Here is a 16,816-nt window from a genome sequence, read left to right on the forward strand (position 1 = left end):
ATTATCTCCTACTCGATTTATTTTAATTTAACAACCTGAGGAGATTTTAATAATTAACATAAACTGATTTAAAAACAGAGAGAGAAAGAGCTTTGGCATAGGCCAAAAGCTCTATTTGTTTAAATCAATGATTAGAAAAAAGAACAAAAATATCCTGTATTAGGGAATATTTAGTTGAAAAATGTTCAAACTAGGACTATCTTATGTATTGCTGATTTTGACTTTTACTTACTTCATAGATGATGAGAAAACAATAGAATGAAAATCTGATCAATAATAATGGAAAGGAAGTAAATGGTGTTAAATATGATGAGAGATATCCAGAGGCTAATTAAAGAGAATAAGTTGGAAGATGCTATTCATGGAGTAATCGATGGATCAAAGAAAATAGAGCGAGTTGTTTCTGAATATTTATGGTCACAACAACGTCTTCAAGATTTGATTTTACGTGAATCAAAGGGAGAATTGATGCATTGGAACCATCTATACGATAGAATTGCCTATGTAGATGATTTAAATTCACCATGGTTTTATCGAGATGAAGAAGGGTGTTTTTATAATGTTACCGAAGATCATTTGAGTGAATTATTAATTCGAATTGAATTAATGACTCAGAGTGAGTAAGGGAATCATCTCAACATAAAGCTGATTGGTAGACTAACTATAAATAGTAGGAAGAAATTGTGTTAAGTCAATTTCTTCTTTTTTATATTCTATATATGGCGAAATCTAATTGATGGTTTTTCTTATATACTAGCTATAGTAAAAAGATTCTGAAAGGAACTTATATCAAAGCAATCTCTATGATAAGAGTTCTTTCAAATCATGTTAAAAGCTTTTCGCCATGTATATAGATAAAAATAAATTAAATTCATCTAATGTTCTTTATAGTAGCCAATGATAGATGTTTATGATGAAGAAAAATAATTATCTTTGATAGAGGGATGTTGGAATTTAGTTTCGCTTTCAATTTGAAATACGTTATACAGAGTTCGACAAAATAATTCGTTAGTTATGATTCTATTAGAATCTATCGAGAATATTACACAAAAAAATCCATTATTTAAAAACTACTTATTATAATTTGTAATAAAATGTAGAAATTTTGATACAAGAGATTTTATAATAGAGTTTGTGGTGAAAAAATGAACTATTTGAACTATGTTTTTTCTTTTGAAAAGGAGAGAAAAAATAAAAGTTTCAAGAGAAGAATTAATAAAAGTTTGAGGAGGAAATAATGGCATTTAAAGATATTCGATCGTTTATGAACCTCTTAGAAAAAAGAGGAGAATTAGTCAGGGTTACAGCAGAGGTCGATGCAGAATTAGAAATTACAGAAATTACAGATCGAATTTCAAAACAGTACGGACCTGCATTGTTATTTGAAAATGTAAAAGGATCAAACTATCCTGTTTTAATTAATTCGATGGGAAGTGATGATCGAATGAGTTGGGCACTTGGTGTAAATGAGCTAGATGATTTAGAGCGAGATATTGCCAACTTAATTAATATGCAAAATTATATAAAGATTCCGAGTCTGATTCGGTCAATTCCAAATTTGATGAGACTTTTAGCTGTTTTTCCTTGGAAATTACCGATGAAAGGGGCTTGCCAAGAAGTCATTGAACATCATCCAGATCTCTCAACCTTACCGGTTTTAAAATGTTGGCCTGAAGATGGAGGACGATTTTTTACCTTACCATTAGTCATGACGAAGGATCCAGACACTGGAGTTCAAAATACAGGAATGTACAGGATGCAGATTTTTGACAAAAATACGACAGGTATGCATTGGCATTGGCATAAAGATGGCCGCGAAATTTATGATAAATATCGCCAGTTAGGTGGGAAAATGCCAGTTTCAGTAGCGATTGGTTGTGATCCAGCTATTATCTTCTCGGCAATTGCTCCATTACCTAAAATGATTGATGAAATGATGTTTGCAGGTTATTTACGAAAACGTCCAGTCAAAATGGTTAAATCGATTACGAATGATATCTATGTTCCAGCCGATGCAGAATTTATTCTTGAAGGATATGTTGATGTCAATGAAGCGTTACGATTAGAAGGGCCATTTGGCGATCACACGGGCTATTATTCATTAGCTGACATGTATCCAGCTTTTCATGTCACGTGTATCACACACAAAAAAGATGCGATTTATCCAGCAACAATTGTTGGACGACCACCGATGGAAGATTGTTATATGAGCAAAGCAACTGAGCGAGCATTTTTACCGCTTTTAAAAATGATTTATCCTGAGATTGTGGATTACTCTCTACCCTTTGAAGGTGTCTTTCATAACTGCGTCATCGTCTCTATTAAAAAGCGATTCCCTGGTCATGGAAAGAAAGTAATGAATTCTCTATGGGGGATGGGACAGATGATGTATGCTAAAATGATCATTGTTGTGGATGAAGACATTAACCCTCATGATACGAAAATGGTCGCAAATCACATCTTTAAAACTTTAGATCTTAAAGAAGATTTAGTCTTCTCACAAGGCCCATTAGATGCATTAGACCACTCATCAGCGACCGATCATTATGGTTATCGATTAGGTGTTGATGCTACACGAAAATTTGAAGTAGAAGGCAAGATGGTGGAGTGGAAGATAGCTGAGCAGAAAGATTTCACTTCTTATCTTGAAACTCATCCTCAAATTCAAAGTTTTGATTATCCTTTACAGGGAGTCCTTCAAGGATGCTTAATTGTTTCTATGAAAAAACAACAGTCAGGAGATGTCCAAAACTTAATGCATGAACTATGGAATCAAGAAGAAATGGCGTTTAACAAATTCTTAATTGTCGTAGATGAAGACGTCGATGCAAAAGATACCTCTAAAGTGGCATGGAAAGTCTTTAATAATATCGATGCTAAACGAGATTTAGAAATTGTTGAAGTGTCAGATCAAAACTTTGGTCATCGAGTTGGAATTGATGCAACGAAAAAGACAGCCTTAGATCAGCATCCTCGTCAATGGCCAAATGATATTGTTATGTCTGATGAAATTAAAGAAAAAGTTACAAGGAGATGGAGCGAGTATGGAATTAACTAAAAAGATTTATAAAAAAGTTAATGACTATGGAATTTTAGTCATGTTCTCACATACGATTTTTTCATTATCCTTTGCTCTTATTTCCATGTTATTAGCTGGGCAAGGGCATTTGAGTTTTAAAACAATCTTTTGGGTTTTAATTGCCTTTCTTTCAGCTCGTACAGGAGCAAATGCCTTAAATCGTGTCATTGATGCTGAAATTGATGCAAAAAACCCTCGTACAGCAACCCGCCAGATTCCGCAAGGATTAATGAATAAAAAGGAAGTCATCATTTTTGTTGTGATTTGCTTTGTCATCATGGTGTTCGCAGCAGCGCAGTTAAATACGATTTGTCTAATTTTATCCCCAATTGCGCTCTTTTTAATGACGATTTATTCATACACGAAGCGATTTACTTGGCTATGTCATTTAGTCTTAGGTGTAACTTCTGCAGCAGCACCTGTTGGAGCATGGTTAGCTGTAACTGGAACTATTTCGTGGATTCCTCTTTTAATGGGGGCTGCCAATACGCTATGGGTAGCGGGATTTGATATTATTTATGGTGCACAAGATTACGATTTTGATGTTAAAAATGGCATTCATTCGATTCCAGCACGATTTGGAGTCAAAAATGCCTTACATATTTCATCCGCCTTTCATATCTTAGCGGTTGCTTTCTTAATTATGATTGGTCTCTTATCACCGGATCTAGGAATCATTTATTTTGCTGGATTAACGATTAATATTGTTTTATTTATCATCCAACATAAATTAGTAGCACCAGATAATTTAAAAAATGTAAAAGTAGCTTCTTATAGTATTAATCAGGTGATTAGTATTGTCTTTTTAATCACGGGTGTATTAGATTGTTTAATTTAGGAGAGACATCATGAAAAAAATTGTTGTTGGAATTACAGGAGCAAGTGGAAGTATTTACGCGAAGCGTATGATAGAGGTATTAGTAGAGCAAGGAATTTTAGTTCATGTCATTGCTACAGATACAGGAAAAAAAGTCTTTAACTATGAACTTTCTTTAAATTTAGAAAGTTGGATTACTGAAATGCAACAACAGTACTCTAATGTGAAATTAGAAGATAATCATAACTTATTTGCTGGTGTGGCTAGTGGGTCATATGGTTTTGATGCGGTGATTATTTTACCTTGTTCGATGGGAACAATGGCTGAAATTAGTCATGGGTTATCATCGAACTTATTATGTCGTGCGGCGGATGTCGCCTTAAAAGAATCACGTCCATTAATTATTGTTCCGAGAGAAACACCTCTAAATACGATTCATTTAGAAAATATGTGCCGCCTATCAAAGGTAGGTGCAACAATTATTCCTGCAATGCCTGGTTTTTATCATCATCCACAAACGATGGATGATCTCATTAACTTCGTTGTCGGAAAAATTTTAAGTTATTTAAAAATCGAACATGAATTATTTAAGAAATGGGAGGATACAAAATATGAAGATTAAAAATTTATTGGTTACAACATTAGCTGTGGCTGCTGGTTTAACATTAACGGCATGTCAATCAGATAAGTCAGAAGGAGCATCAACTTCACAAGAAGGAGAAGCGGTAACTTTGAATTTTGGGGCTATGGGGTCTATCGATACGATTCCATTCGTTATTGCACAAGAAAATGGCTATTTTGAAGAAGAAGGAATTAAGGTTAATTTAGAGTTATTTAACGCAGCTAAAGACCGCGATGCGGCATTACAGGCAGGGCAATTAGATGGTGTATTAGCAGATGAAACAGCGATTGCAATTTATCAAAACTCAGATATGGATATGCAAATTACGGGTGCAACAAATGGATACTGGACATTAGTAGCGACAGAGCAATCAAACATTCACTCATTAGAAGATTTAAAAGGTAAAAAAATCGGAATCTCTGAAAACACAATGATTGAATATTTAGCAGATGATATTACTACATTAAATGGAATTGCAGCAGAAGATTTTGAAAAAGTCGCGATTCCTGCCATGCCAGCACGTTTAGAAGCATTAAGAAATAATCAAATTGATGCCGCTATCTTACCAGCACCATTTAATGAAACAGCGATTGCCGATGGTGCAGTTGAAATTGAAACAATTCACAATACAGATATCATGATTTCAGTAACTGCATTTTTAAACAGTGTCATTGAACAATATCCACAAGCTATTCAAGGATTCTATAATGCTTATAATAAAGCTGTAGATTATATTAATTCAACAGACATTAGCGAGTATGAAGATGCTGTCATTAAAACAGTTGGTTATTCTGAAGAAACTCGTGGAAACATCATTTTGCCAAAATTCAAACATAACTACTTACCAGATGTAGAAAAGGTTCAGAAAGTATTTGATTGGGCAACAGCAAAAGGGTTATTAACAAAAGATATTACAGCAAAAGATGTCTTAAATAACGTTGCGACAAAATAACTAGATGAAGGAGAACCTGTATGATACAGATAAAAAATTTATCTGTTTTCTATCAAGGTAAAGAGGGAACGACTCAAGTTCTAAATCAGCTTGATTTCACCATGAATCGTGATGAAATTTGTGCGATTATTGGTCCATCAGGTTGTGGAAAGTCAACCTTACTTAAAGTTTTATCTGGGATTATAACGACTCATGAGGGTGAAGTCCTCCTAAATCAGGAGGTACTTAACCCTCATTCGCATAAAATCGGCTTAATTCCACAAAACTTTGGACTTTTACCGTGGAAAACAGTACAAGAGAACTGTCTACTTTCATTTAAGATAAAAAAAGAGAAAATCACTTCTTCTACACTAGAAAAAATGGATCAGATGATGAGACGTCTTAATATTGATCATTTAAAAAAGAGATATCCTCATGAATTGAGTGGTGGACAAAAACAACGTGTTGCGATTGTTAGGAGTTATTTAATGGAGCCTGATCTTCTTTTGATGGATGAAGCTTTTTCAGCATTAGATGCAATCATTAAAGAAGAAGCACAACAACTCTTTTTAGATGTTTGGAGCGAATCTAAAATTAATACGTTCTTCGTTACTCATAGCATTGATGAGGCGTTATATATGGGAAAAAAAATTATGGTTTTATCTAATAACCCGGGTCAGATTGTTAAAATCATAGATAATCCGCTATTTCATTTAACGGACTATCGTAATCATTCAGATTATCCACACCTATATGCTCATTTAAAGCAACTGATTAAGAAAGGGTGGATAGAAGAGTCATGATTTTTAAAAAAATGTGGAATTTAGCTAAAGGGTTTATTTTGTTCAATTTTATTTGGTATCTATTAGCGTTGATCATGAATTCTCGCGTGTTACCGACACCCGATAAAATTTACGTACATTTACCTACTTTGTTACAAAATGGATTTGAGGTTCATATTATTGCGAGTTTATATCGTTTATTTCTAGGAATGTTCATTTCTTTTCTGATTGGAACGATCATTGGGTTGTTAATGGGATATTTTCCGAGTATGAATAAACTATTCAACCCACTTGTCTATTTTGTTTATCCTGTTCCTAAAACAGCTTTGTTACCAGTCGTTATGACCATTTATGGACTTGGGGATAACTCGAAAATTATGATTATTGTTTTAATTACCGTTTTTCAAATGATTGTCTCAGTTCGTGATGCGGTCATTAATGTTTCAAAAGAAAACTATCACTCACTTATTAGCTTAGGAGCCAGCTCATTACAATTGTTTTATCATGTGACCTTTCCCGCGATTTTAACAGAACTCTTAACGAGCATTCGCGTCACACTTGGAACCGCCCTATCTGTTTTATTTTTTGTGGAGGCTTATGGGACAAAGCAGGGAATGGGCTATTTTATTCAAGATGCTTGGTCACGAATTAATTACATTGATATGTATTCAGGTATTCTGATACTTAGTCTTATAGGAGTTTCTTTATTTATTATTATTGATTTATTAGAGAATCGATTTTGTAAATGGAAAAAACAATAAATGCTTAGAAAAAGGAGATTGAAATTGATGCAGTTATCAAAGTTATTTCATCAGCATAAAATCAGTGTTAAGATTCAAGAAATAGGCAATGATTTGAATATATGTATCTTTGGCGGAGATGAACCACATATTGGAGCTGTTGCTTTAGGAATTCCTATCACTTTACCTCATGATCCACTTACTCAGACATCATCGGTCTCATTAATGACGGTACCTGGGCACAAAGAAGATGAGTTTGCATTAAGAGTGGCTCGTCAATTAACCAAACAGTTAAACAAAGTCATTGTCGTTAGTTGTGGTATTCATATTCAAGACATTAAGAAAGAGGAAATTTTCCAATTAAGTGAATTATTAGATGATATTATCAATGAACTATTAAGTGTTTTAGCATAATAGGAAAGAGCTGTCTTTTTAATAAAGACAGTTTTTTTGTGAAATTTAAAATCATTTATTGACCTTTACGTTACGTTAACGATTATGATAAATCTACAAGGAGGGATGACCATGGAATATACGATTCAAAAGTTAGCTCATTTGGCTGGCGTTAGCACAAGAACTTTGCGTTATTATGATGAAGTTGGAATCTTAAAACCAGCTCGGATTAATTCATCAGGCTATCGTATTTATAGTCAAAAAGAAGTCGATCGTCTGCAACAAATTCTCTTTTATCGAGCGCTCGAGGTTGGAATCGATGAAATTAAACAGCTTCTTTTAAATCCATCGTATGATGAGCTAGATGCTTTAAATGATCATTATCAAAAACTCCTTGAAAAACGTGCACAAATTGATTTACTTATTCACAATGTTCAATCAACGATTGCCATGAAAAAAGGAGAGAAACCAATGACAAACAAAGAAAAATTCCAAGGATTAAAACAACAATTGATTAAGGAAAATGAACAAAAATACGGAAAAGAAATTCGTAAAAAATATGGAGATGAAAAAATTAACCGTTCTAACAAACAATTCGCCAATTTAAGCGAAGAAGAATTTAATCAGATGAATGAATTAGGACAACAAATTTTAGAAAAATTAGCAATAGCTATGAAGACAAATAATCCTCAAGGTGAATTAGCACAAGAAGTCGCAAAATTACATCATCAATGGCTAGGCTATACATGGCCAAGTTATAGTCGGGAAGCTCATGCTGGACTAGCTCAAATGTATGTATCTGATGAACGTTTTACCGCATATTATGATGATGCAGTTGAAACGGGTGCAACTCAATTTTTATGCGATGCAATTTTATACTATACTTCGAAATAATCGCAAATCAGACAGAATAAAAGTTCTGTCTTTTTTTATGGTTTTTTTTATGAAACATTCTCTTTAACTCTGATTTTGTTTATAATAGATACTAAGATTAATAAAGAAGAGGAAGAGGTATGGAGTATAAAAAAATTAGGTTTTTAATTTTAAGTAAAACCAATGAAATAGAGAGAATGTTAGATGATTTGTTTATTGAACATCAAGAACAAATTAGTTTAAATTGTAAAACCTATCAGAATATTCGAAATCATGACGTAAAGGAATATGATTTTATCATTATAGATAATAGTGAGTTAGATGATTCGATCGAAATGATTCGTCAAATTAGACATCAAATGAATCAGAATATTCCGATTTTAATGTGCATTAATCAAGAATTCATGCAAAAGTTAAATGACTGTATTGAGGCAGGAATTTCTGATTATATTGTGAAACCTTATACAAAAGAAATGTTAAAGTTAAGAATTCAAAATAACTTAAATTTAATTGACGCATTTAAAATGTCAAAAAATAAAGAGTTACAATTTGATGCGTTATTAAATAATAATCCGTATATGGCGTGGTTCAAAGATAAAGAAAGTCACTATATTACCGTGAATCGTGAATTTAGAGAACATTCGGGAAAAGATGATGAAACTATTCATGGTCGAGACGATCAATTCGTTTGGGATGGGCAAATCGGAGATCGTTGTCGTGAATTTGATTTAATTGTGATGAACGAACGTCGACAAATTATGTTTGATGAAATTATTCCTGGTAAAAAAGGATATCGTCAATTTAATATTTATAAAGCCCCAGTTATGGATGAAATGGGAGATGTTATTGGTACGATTGGGATTGCTCGAGATATTACAGAACTTAGAAATAAAGATACTAAACTCTCAATCATTTTAGAAAATATTCCATTTGCTGTTTTCTTAAAAGATATGAATGGAATTTATATTGATGTGAATACGAACTTTCTAAATTTATGTCAATTAACACGCGATGAAATTATCGGACGAACTTGTTATGAACATGCATTAAGTGAAGGATGTATAGAAGAAGATCATTTAATAATGGATACCCTTGAGAGCAAAGTATTTATTCGAAAAATAATGAGTGAGGGAAATGAACGTACATTAGAAATTTATAAAGCTCCTGTCTTTGATATTCAGGAACAAATGATTGGAATTGTTGGGGTAATGAAAGATATTACAGATATCATTCAAACTCAAGAACATATTAAAACATTAGCTTATACTGACTTTTTAACAAGCTTAAAAAATCGTCGTAGTTTATATCATTATCTTGAAAATGATCTAGCGAATAAAAATATTCCATTGACTGTCTTGTTTATCGATTTAGATAACTTTAAAAAGTTAAATGATAGTTTTGGTCATCATGTGGGAGATAAAGCTTTAGTTCATATTGCAGAAAAACTCGCTAATATTTGTGACGATGCTTTTGTAGCCCGTGTAGGTGGAGATGAATTTGTTGTTATTTGGGAACAAATTAGCGATGAGATATTAACTCAAAAGCTAGATCTTTTATTAAATAAGATGCGAACAGAATTTAGTAGAGGCGAGTATGCTAACATTGTTTCAGTGAGTATTGGGGTGGTTCGAAATGAATGCTCGTCAGGAGATGTTGAAACTATTTTGTTAAAAGGGGATTTAGCGGTTTATAAAGCAAAAGAAAAAGGAAAAAATCAGTATGTTATTTATACAGATGACCTTGAACGGGAGCGATTATTTAATTTACAAATGGAATATGATTTAAGACACTCGATTCAAAATAAGGAAATCAATCTATTTTACCAACCCCAATATACAGTTGATAAAGAATTAGTCGGTTTTGAAGCATTATTCAGATGGAATCATCCAAGATATAAACATATTCCTGTCATTGAGATTATTCGTTTGATTGAAGAATTAAGATTAATTGAGGAAGTTAGTGCATATGTTTGTCTTCAAGCTTTTGAATTTGCTAACGAAATTAATCAAAATAGAGAAAATCCAATCGTTGTCTCAATTAATATTTCTGCGTTACAAATTATGAATGATAACTTTGTGGATAATTTTAAATCACTGATTAAACAAGCAAATGTTAATCCGAACTATATTGGAATTGAAATTACAGAGACTGTTTTAATGCAAAATATTAATGAGAATATTAAAAAAATACGTGAACTAAAAGATTTAGGAATCACTATTTCACTTGATGATTTTGGAACAGGCTACTCATCATTGAACTATTTAATTAATTTGCCTTTATCAAAGGTGAAAATTGATCGTAGTTTTATTAAAGGGATGGGGAAGCAAGATGAATTTAAAAGCCTTGTCCGACTGATTATCGATATTGCACATTCGTTACAATTACCCGTCATTTCAGAAGGTGTTGAAAATGAAGAGGAATTAGAAATACTGAAACAGATGGATATTGATAATATCCAAGGGTATTATTTCTCAAAACCTATTTCAAAAGAAGATGCTTTATTATTAATTAAATAAACAAAAAGTAGAAGATCTTAATTGAAGATTTTCTACTTTTTTTGTTTTTAACCACACTTAAAAATAATGAGTTGACTATACATTTTTTAACAAGGTGATTTCATATAATGAATTATCTTATAGTATATAGGAGGATTAGAGATGTATCAAAAAGTTAAGGAAATGGTCGATACCATTTATCCACAACTCATTGCTATTCGTCGCGACTTACATCAACATCCTGAACTAGGTCTAGAGGAATACCGAACATCGGCGTTAGTTTTAGACTATTTACAACAGTGGAATATAAAAGTAACCCAACTTATTGGAGAAACAGCCATCGTTGGCTTAATTGAGGGAAATCCGGGAGAGAAAACAATTGGGTTACGAGCAGATATGGATGCTCTTCCCATTGAAGAGAAAACAGGGGCACTATATGCCTCATTAATACCAGGAAAAATGCATGCTTGTGGACATGATGTTCATACAACAATTTTATTAGGGGCTTCTTATATCCTTCAACAGCTAAAAGAAGAGTTTAAAGGGAATGTTAAACTTTTTTTTCAACCAGCTGAAGAAACAGTAGGTGGAGCTAAACCAATGATTGAAGCAGGATGTCTGGAACACCCGAAAGTCAATCATGTATTAGGACTTCATGTTCGTCCAACTTTAAATGTGGGTGAGGTAGGATTTCATTATGGAAAGTGTCATGCGGCAAGTGACACCATTATCATAAGCATTAATGGAAAACAAGCACATGGAGCCTATCCACAAGATGGAATCGATGCAATTTTAATTTCGGCACATGTCATTACGGCATTGCAAAGTCTGATTAGTCGTAACTTATCTCCATTTGAAACAGCTGTTCTTAGTTTGGGGATTATTGAGGGAGGAACGGCTGGGAATATTGTTTGTGATCAAGTCACAATTAAAGGAACATTACGCACCCTTGATCAAACGACACGTGTTTTTATGAAAAAACGGATCATTGAAGTTGCAGAAAACACTGCAAAAGCTTTTGGAGGAAGTGCAGATGTTCGTATTGAAGAAGGCTATGCACCACTTATTAATGCTCACGCCATTACAGATGCTGTTGCTCATGTCGCAAGGAAGCTACTTGGAGAAGACAATGTAATTATTATGGAGCATCCAAGTCTTGGGGTTGAAGATTTTGCGTATTTTGCGGAGGCTGTTCCATCATGCTTTTATAATTTAGGAACATCGAATCCTCATAAAGGAATTCAAGCTGCTTTGCATGAGAATACATTCGATGTGGATGAAGAAGCGATTAAAATCGGGGTTTGTTTACAAGTCTTATCAGCACTTCATTTACTAGAACAATAAGGGGGGAAGAGAGCGTGATTGAACCAAAACCATTAAAAATGGGAGGGAAAATAGCAATTGTTGCACCGGCAGGACCATTAGAAGCAGAAACCGTCTTTAAAGGAGAGGAAGTTTTAAAAGAAATGGGTTTTGATGTAATCATCACTCCCAGTTGCTTTGAACGAAAAGGTTACTTAGCAGGATTATCGGATCGCCAACGAGCAGAAGATATTATGATGATGTTTGCAGATGATGAAGTCGATGCTATCCTTTGTATGAGGGGCGGATACGGTTGTAATCGGATTATTCCATACTTTAAAAACTTCAAATTTGAAAACTATCCGAAACCATTTATCGGTTATAGTGATATTACTTACTTGCACCTTTTCTTCAATCAATACCATCATCTGATCACCTATCATGGCCCCATGCTAAAAGATCTTCTCCTTAAAAATGAAACAACGACTAATCATTTTTTAGAAACTATTATGGGAGAGACAACTTTTGATATGATTGATGTTCCGTATTATAATCAAACCGTTTGTCCCGCTTCTGGAATTTTAGTTGGGGGAAATTTGACGATTATTTGTTCGACGCTCGGAACCCCTTATGAAATTGATACACGAGGAAAAATTTTATTTATCGAAGAAGTTAATGAACCCGTTTATGCGGTTGACCGATTACTCATGCAACTCAAATTTAGTGGAAAGCTAAACGATGCAGCGGGAATTATTTTAGGTGACTTCAATGTTTATGATAAAAAAGAAACAGACAAGTTACTTAAACGCACACTAACATCTTGTCATAAACCAATTGCCTATAATATTCCAAGTGGACATTGTAACCCACTAATTACCCTTCCACTAGGTGCTTATGTTACTTTAAATCCTCAAACAAATAGTTTATCTATCCAACAAGGATATACTTGTCAATAAGAAAAAGCGATAAAATCAGTTAGGATTTTATCGCTTTTTGTATATCTGGGAAATAATTTGGAAATTAAAAGGTTGGCTTGAATCTTAAAAGAATTATCTGTTATAATTATCAAGCTGTTCAAATTTTGATAGAAAACGTAGAGAAATGTAGGATAGGATGAAAGGTGGTTTCATAGTATGTATGATGTTCGACAAGAAGGTTGGGTAGAAGCAATTTGTGGTAGTATGTATGCAGGAAAGACTGAAGAGCTAATTCGTCGTTTAAAGCGTTTAGACTTTGCGCGCCGTCCATATTGCTTATTCAAACCAGCTATTGATAATCGCTATAGTGACGATGAAGTCGTATCACATAGTGGATTGAAAATGCCGTCAATCGCGATTAAACACCCAATTGAGATTTTAGATTACATTAAAGAAGATACATATGCTGTTGCAATTGATGAAGTGCAATTTTTCGAAGAAACTATCGTTGAAGTGGTTGATCACTTAGCAGATAAGGGAATTCGTGTGATTGTTGCAGGCCTTGATAAAGATTTCCGTGGTGAACCATTTGGAACAATGCCAGCTTTATTAACAAAAGCAGAGTTCGTGACTAAGTTAACCTCTATTTGTAGTGTTTGTGGGGCATCTGCGACACGTTCACAACGATTAATTAATGGACAACCTGCTTCATATTTTGATCCAATTATTCAAGTCGGAGCTAAAGAAGCATATGAACCACGTTGCCGTCACTGTCATGAGATAAAAGATCGTCCAGATTGTTTAGGTTTAAAAAAATAAAAAAATTAAGATAAATGATTGACAATATAATTATATTTCGGTATAATCTATATTGTTGATACGGAGGAATACCCAAGTCCGGCTGAAGGGATCGGTCTTGAAAACCGACAGGGCGTGAAAGCGTCGCGGGGGTTCGAATCCCTCTTCCTCCGCCATAACAAGATAATAATTCACACGTCATGTGTGATTTTTTTTTATTCTTTGTAAGAAAATATTATCGTTATAATAGTAGGGTACAAAAAAAGGAGCTAAATGTTTTTAGCTCCTTTTTTAATTTATGATTTATGGTAAGTTTTCGCCTTTGTACATCCTGAACATCCACAGTTACATCTAGTTGATTTTTGATTACGTAAGATTTTGCGGATTGCTAATAGTAAAGCAATGATAACGATTAGAGTAATGATAATAGTAGCTGTAGAAATGTGATGGGTTTGAATAAAAGTACCACCTTGATAAATCACAAGAGCTACAACATAAGCTAAACCTGTTTGGTATCCAATAGCAATCCATGTCCATTTCCAAGACATCATCTCACGTTTAATCGCACCAATAGCAGCGAAACACGGAGCAGCCAGTAACGTAAAGGCCATGAAGGAATAAGCACTTAAGGGTGTGAATAAAGCTGACATATTTCCAAGTAGCTCGACTGATTCCTCTGTCATTTCCTCACCTAAACCAAATAATACCCCAAACGTTGCAACGACATTTTCTTTCGCTAAGAATCCAGTTACAGTCGCCACAGCTGCCTGCCAATTTCCAAATCCTAAAGGAGTGAAAATAGGGGCAATGACACGACCGATTGAAGCTAAAATACTCTCATTCGCTTCAACCATTTCAAGTGACCAATTAAATGATTGCAAGAACCAAACGACACCTGAGGCAACGAAAATAATCGTTCCTGCTTTATAAATAAACGCTTTAGCACGATCCCACATATGAATTAAGACACTTTTAAAACTCGGAACATGATATTGTGGAAGTTCCATAATAAATGGGGCAGGATCACCAGCAAATAACGGCGTTTGTTTTAAAATAATTCCTGAAAGAATAACCATCCCAATTCCTAAGAAGTACATCGAAGGAGCTACCCAAGATTGAGTTGGGAAAAATGCACCTGCCATTAAAGCAAAGACTGGTAATTTTGCTCCACAGGGAATAAAAGGTGTTAACATAATCGTCATACGTCGATCCTTTTCATTTTCAATGGTACGGCTTGCCATAACTGCTGGCACACTACATCCCGAACCGATGAGCATTGGAATAAAAGATTTTCCCGATAATCCAAATTTTCTAAACATGCGATCCATAATGAAAGCCACGCGTGCCATATATCCACAATCTTCTAATATTGAAATCAGTAAAAATAAAATCATAATTTGTGGAACAAATCCTAAAACCGCACCAACTCCACCGATAATTCCATCCACAATCAGACCAATTAGCCAATCAGCTGTCTGAATACTTTCTAAGAAAGCTGCGACATTTCCTTGAATGAATTCACCAAAGAACGAATCATTAATCCAGTCCGTCGCAAAGGTACCAATAGATGTGATAGAAATATAATAAATTCCCCACATAATTAAGGCGAAAATCGGAAGAGCTAGCCAACGATTAGTCAATAATTGGTCAATCTTATCTGAAGTCGTTAAATTACCTTGCATTGATTTTTTGACATACTGTGACACTAGTTGACTAATATACTCATAACGCTCATTCGTAATAATACTTTCGCTATCATCATCAAACTGTTCTTCACAAGCAATTGTCATCTCCTCAAATTTAACCTTCACACTTTCAGGTAATGATAATTGTTTTACCACACGGGTATCACGCTCAAATAACTTTATACTGTACCAGCGAAGAAGTGGTTCAGGAACAGCCCCTGATAATAAAGACTTCATTTCGTGCAACATCCGTTCAATATCTGAACTGAAAGTTGGCATCGCAGGTGCTTGTTTAACAGAAACAACGGCTTCAATTAACTCGTTTAATCCTTTTTGTTTTAAAGCTGTCGTCTCAATGATACGACATCCTAATTGTTTGGATAGTTTGGCAAGATGAATCTTTGTTCCATTCTTTGTAACGATATCCATCATGTTTAGTGCAATGACCATTGGAATAGTGGTTTCCATTAATTGCGTGGTCAAATAAAGGTTTCGTTCAATATTAGAAGCGTCAATGATATTTAAGATGACATCTGGTTGTTCATTTATTAAAAAATCACGAGTAATAATTTCTTCCGGAGTATATGGAGAAAGTGAATAAATCCCTGGTAAATCGACAATTTTAATCTCTTTGTTTCCTTTTAAATACCCTTCTTTTTTCTCTACTGTTACTCCCGGCCAGAGCATTAAACATCGTCGTTTTCCCACAGTTCGGGTTTCCGACTAAAGCAATTGTTATAGACATTGTAAACTCCCCCTTAATCATAGTGAATGATGTTGATTACCAATGGAAATTTAAATCTCAACGATAATATTTTCAGCATCTGCTCTACGAAGCGATAATTCATAGCCACGAACGGTTATTTCAATGGGATCCCCAAGTGGGGCAACTTTTCGGATATAAATAGTAGCTCCTTTTGTAATCCCCATATCCATAATCCGGCGCTTAAGCGGTCCTGTTCCATTTAGCTTTTTTACGATGACTGTTTCACCAATTTTCACATCTTTTAATGTTTTCATTCGATATCTCTCCCTTATACAAAAATACGTTTTGCCATCGTTTGATCGAGTGCAACACGTGTATCTTTAACATTAATAATAAAGTTCTGTCCAAACTTAGATACAATGGTCACTTCACTTCCAACAATAAATCCAAGACTCTCTAGAAAACGTTTGGTATCATCACGCCCACTAATTTTTTTAATGATAACTGATTCTCCTATCTCTACCATTGTTAATGGCATCATTATGGCCTCCCTTTAATATTAGCAATTACCAACTTCAGTAGAAAAAAGTTAGCTTAAGCTAACTCATATTACTAATTTGACATTTATATCCAATAATGTCAATAGCTATTTAATAAAAGTATAAAAGTTGAAGAA

16 protein-coding genes, 1 tRNA gene and 1 pseudogene are annotated in these 16,816 nt (G+C 34.1%); 14 read left to right on the forward strand and 4 right to left on the reverse strand.

The genetic code is table 11. The features are described from left to right. The first annotated feature begins 309 nt into the window (after positions 1 to 309). The 14 genes from NEH74_RS08895 to NEH74_RS08960 all read left to right on the forward strand — a co-directional run bounded on the left by NEH74_RS08895 (position 310) and on the right by NEH74_RS08960 (position 13,925). The gene (locus NEH74_RS08895) at positions 310 to 624 is read left to right on the forward strand and encodes a hypothetical protein (RefSeq protein WP_070099803.1); all 315 of its coding nucleotides are present in this window, start codon (positions 310 to 312) and stop codon (positions 622 to 624) included. Positions 625 to 1,237: 613 nt separating this feature from the next. After that, positions 1,238 to 3,058 carry a menaquinone biosynthesis decarboxylase gene (locus NEH74_RS08900; protein ID WP_262941286.1) on the forward strand — a complete coding sequence of 607 codons (1,821 nt, stop codon included), beginning with the start codon at positions 1,238 to 1,240 and terminating at the stop codon, positions 3,056 to 3,058. After that, positions 3,045 to 3,917 carry a UbiA-like polyprenyltransferase gene (locus NEH74_RS08905; protein WP_055305718.1) on the forward strand — a complete coding sequence of 291 codons (873 nt, stop codon included), beginning with the start codon at positions 3,045 to 3,047 and terminating at the stop codon, positions 3,915 to 3,917. The genes NEH74_RS08900 and NEH74_RS08905 overlap by 14 nt, the downstream gene beginning before the upstream one ends. A 10-nt stretch (positions 3,918 to 3,927) precedes the next feature. Then, a complete protein-coding gene (locus tag NEH74_RS08910; protein ID WP_055305719.1) occupies positions 3,928 to 4,518 on the forward strand; it encodes a UbiX family flavin prenyltransferase in 591 nt (196 codons plus the stop codon). Beyond that, on the forward strand, positions 4,508 to 5,470 hold the full coding sequence (locus tag NEH74_RS08915; RefSeq protein WP_055244788.1) for an ABC transporter substrate-binding protein: 963 nt from the start codon (positions 4,508 to 4,510) through the stop codon (positions 5,468 to 5,470). The genes NEH74_RS08910 and NEH74_RS08915 overlap by 11 nt, the downstream gene beginning before the upstream one ends. Positions 5,471 to 5,490: 20 nt before the next feature. Next, positions 5,491 to 6,252 (forward strand): ABC transporter ATP-binding protein, encoded by a 762-nt coding sequence (locus NEH74_RS08920; RefSeq protein ID WP_055244786.1) that lies wholly within the window; start codon positions 5,491 to 5,493, stop codon positions 6,250 to 6,252. Beyond that, a complete protein-coding gene (locus NEH74_RS08925; RefSeq protein WP_055244784.1) occupies positions 6,249 to 6,992 on the forward strand; it encodes an ABC transporter permease in 744 nt (247 codons plus the stop codon). Before NEH74_RS08920 ends, NEH74_RS08925 begins: the two co-directional genes overlap by 4 nt. A gap of 27 nt (positions 6,993 to 7,019) precedes the next feature. Then, on the forward strand, positions 7,020 to 7,385 hold the full coding sequence (locus tag NEH74_RS08930; RefSeq protein ID WP_070099801.1) for a proteasome assembly chaperone 4 family protein: 366 nt from the start codon (positions 7,020 to 7,022) through the stop codon (positions 7,383 to 7,385). A 111-nt stretch (positions 7,386 to 7,496) separates the two neighbouring features. After that, positions 7,497 to 8,258 carry a MerR family transcriptional regulator gene (locus NEH74_RS08935; protein ID WP_055305721.1) on the forward strand — a complete coding sequence of 254 codons (762 nt, stop codon included), beginning with the start codon at positions 7,497 to 7,499 and terminating at the stop codon, positions 8,256 to 8,258. Positions 8,259 to 8,377: 119 nt separating this feature from the next. After that, positions 8,378 to 10,753 carry an EAL domain-containing protein gene (locus tag NEH74_RS08940; protein WP_055305722.1) on the forward strand — a complete coding sequence of 792 codons (2,376 nt, stop codon included), beginning with the start codon at positions 8,378 to 8,380 and terminating at the stop codon, positions 10,751 to 10,753. Positions 10,754 to 10,894: 141 nt separating this feature from the next. Then, positions 10,895 to 12,076, forward strand: coding sequence for a M20 family metallopeptidase (locus NEH74_RS08945; RefSeq protein WP_055275246.1), 1,182 nt, complete (start codon positions 10,895 to 10,897; stop codon positions 12,074 to 12,076). A 14-nt stretch (positions 12,077 to 12,090) separates the two neighbouring features. Beyond that, positions 12,091 to 12,990, forward strand: coding sequence for an LD-carboxypeptidase (locus NEH74_RS08950; RefSeq protein WP_238581300.1), 900 nt, complete (start codon positions 12,091 to 12,093; stop codon positions 12,988 to 12,990). Between the two features lie 177 nt (positions 12,991 to 13,167). Further along, positions 13,168 to 13,770, forward strand: coding sequence for a thymidine kinase (locus NEH74_RS08955; protein ID WP_055305723.1), 603 nt, complete (start codon positions 13,168 to 13,170; stop codon positions 13,768 to 13,770). Positions 13,771 to 13,832: 62 nt separating this feature from the next. Further along, a tRNA-Ser gene (locus NEH74_RS08960) sits at positions 13,833 to 13,925 on the forward strand. Between the two features lie 120 nt (positions 13,926 to 14,045). On the opposite strand, the gene NEH74_RS13710 is transcribed toward NEH74_RS08960, so the two are convergent. The 4 genes and pseudogenes from NEH74_RS13710 to NEH74_RS08975 all read right to left on the reverse strand — a co-directional run bounded on the left by NEH74_RS13710 (position 14,046) and on the right by NEH74_RS08975 (position 16,678). Beyond that, on the reverse strand, positions 14,046 to 14,360 hold the full coding sequence (locus tag NEH74_RS13710) for a FeoB-associated Cys-rich membrane protein (RefSeq protein ID WP_411040524.1): 315 nt from the start codon (positions 14,358 to 14,360) through the stop codon (positions 14,046 to 14,048). Beyond that, positions 14,352 to 16,200: pseudogene (feoB, locus tag NEH74_RS08965) on the reverse strand (ferrous iron transport protein B); the annotation flags it as partial. The pseudogene feoB and the gene NEH74_RS13710, both read right to left, overlap by 9 nt. 29 nt (positions 16,201 to 16,229) lie before the next feature. Next, positions 16,230 to 16,454: a ferrous iron transport protein A gene (locus NEH74_RS08970; RefSeq protein WP_055244329.1), complete on the reverse strand. Its 225-nt coding sequence runs from the start codon at positions 16,452 to 16,454 to the stop codon at positions 16,230 to 16,232. 14 nt (positions 16,455 to 16,468) lie between these two features. After that, complete coding sequence (locus tag NEH74_RS08975; RefSeq protein WP_055244327.1) at positions 16,469 to 16,678, reverse strand: ferrous iron transport protein A; 210 nt, start codon at positions 16,676 to 16,678, stop codon at positions 16,469 to 16,471. Positions 16,679 to 16,816: the final 138 nt, after the last annotated feature.

It is taken from the genome of Turicibacter sp. GALT-G1 (genome assembly GCF_025594995.1).
Lineage (GTDB): Bacteria > Bacillota_I > Bacilli_A > MOL361 > Turicibacteraceae > Turicibacter > Turicibacter bilis.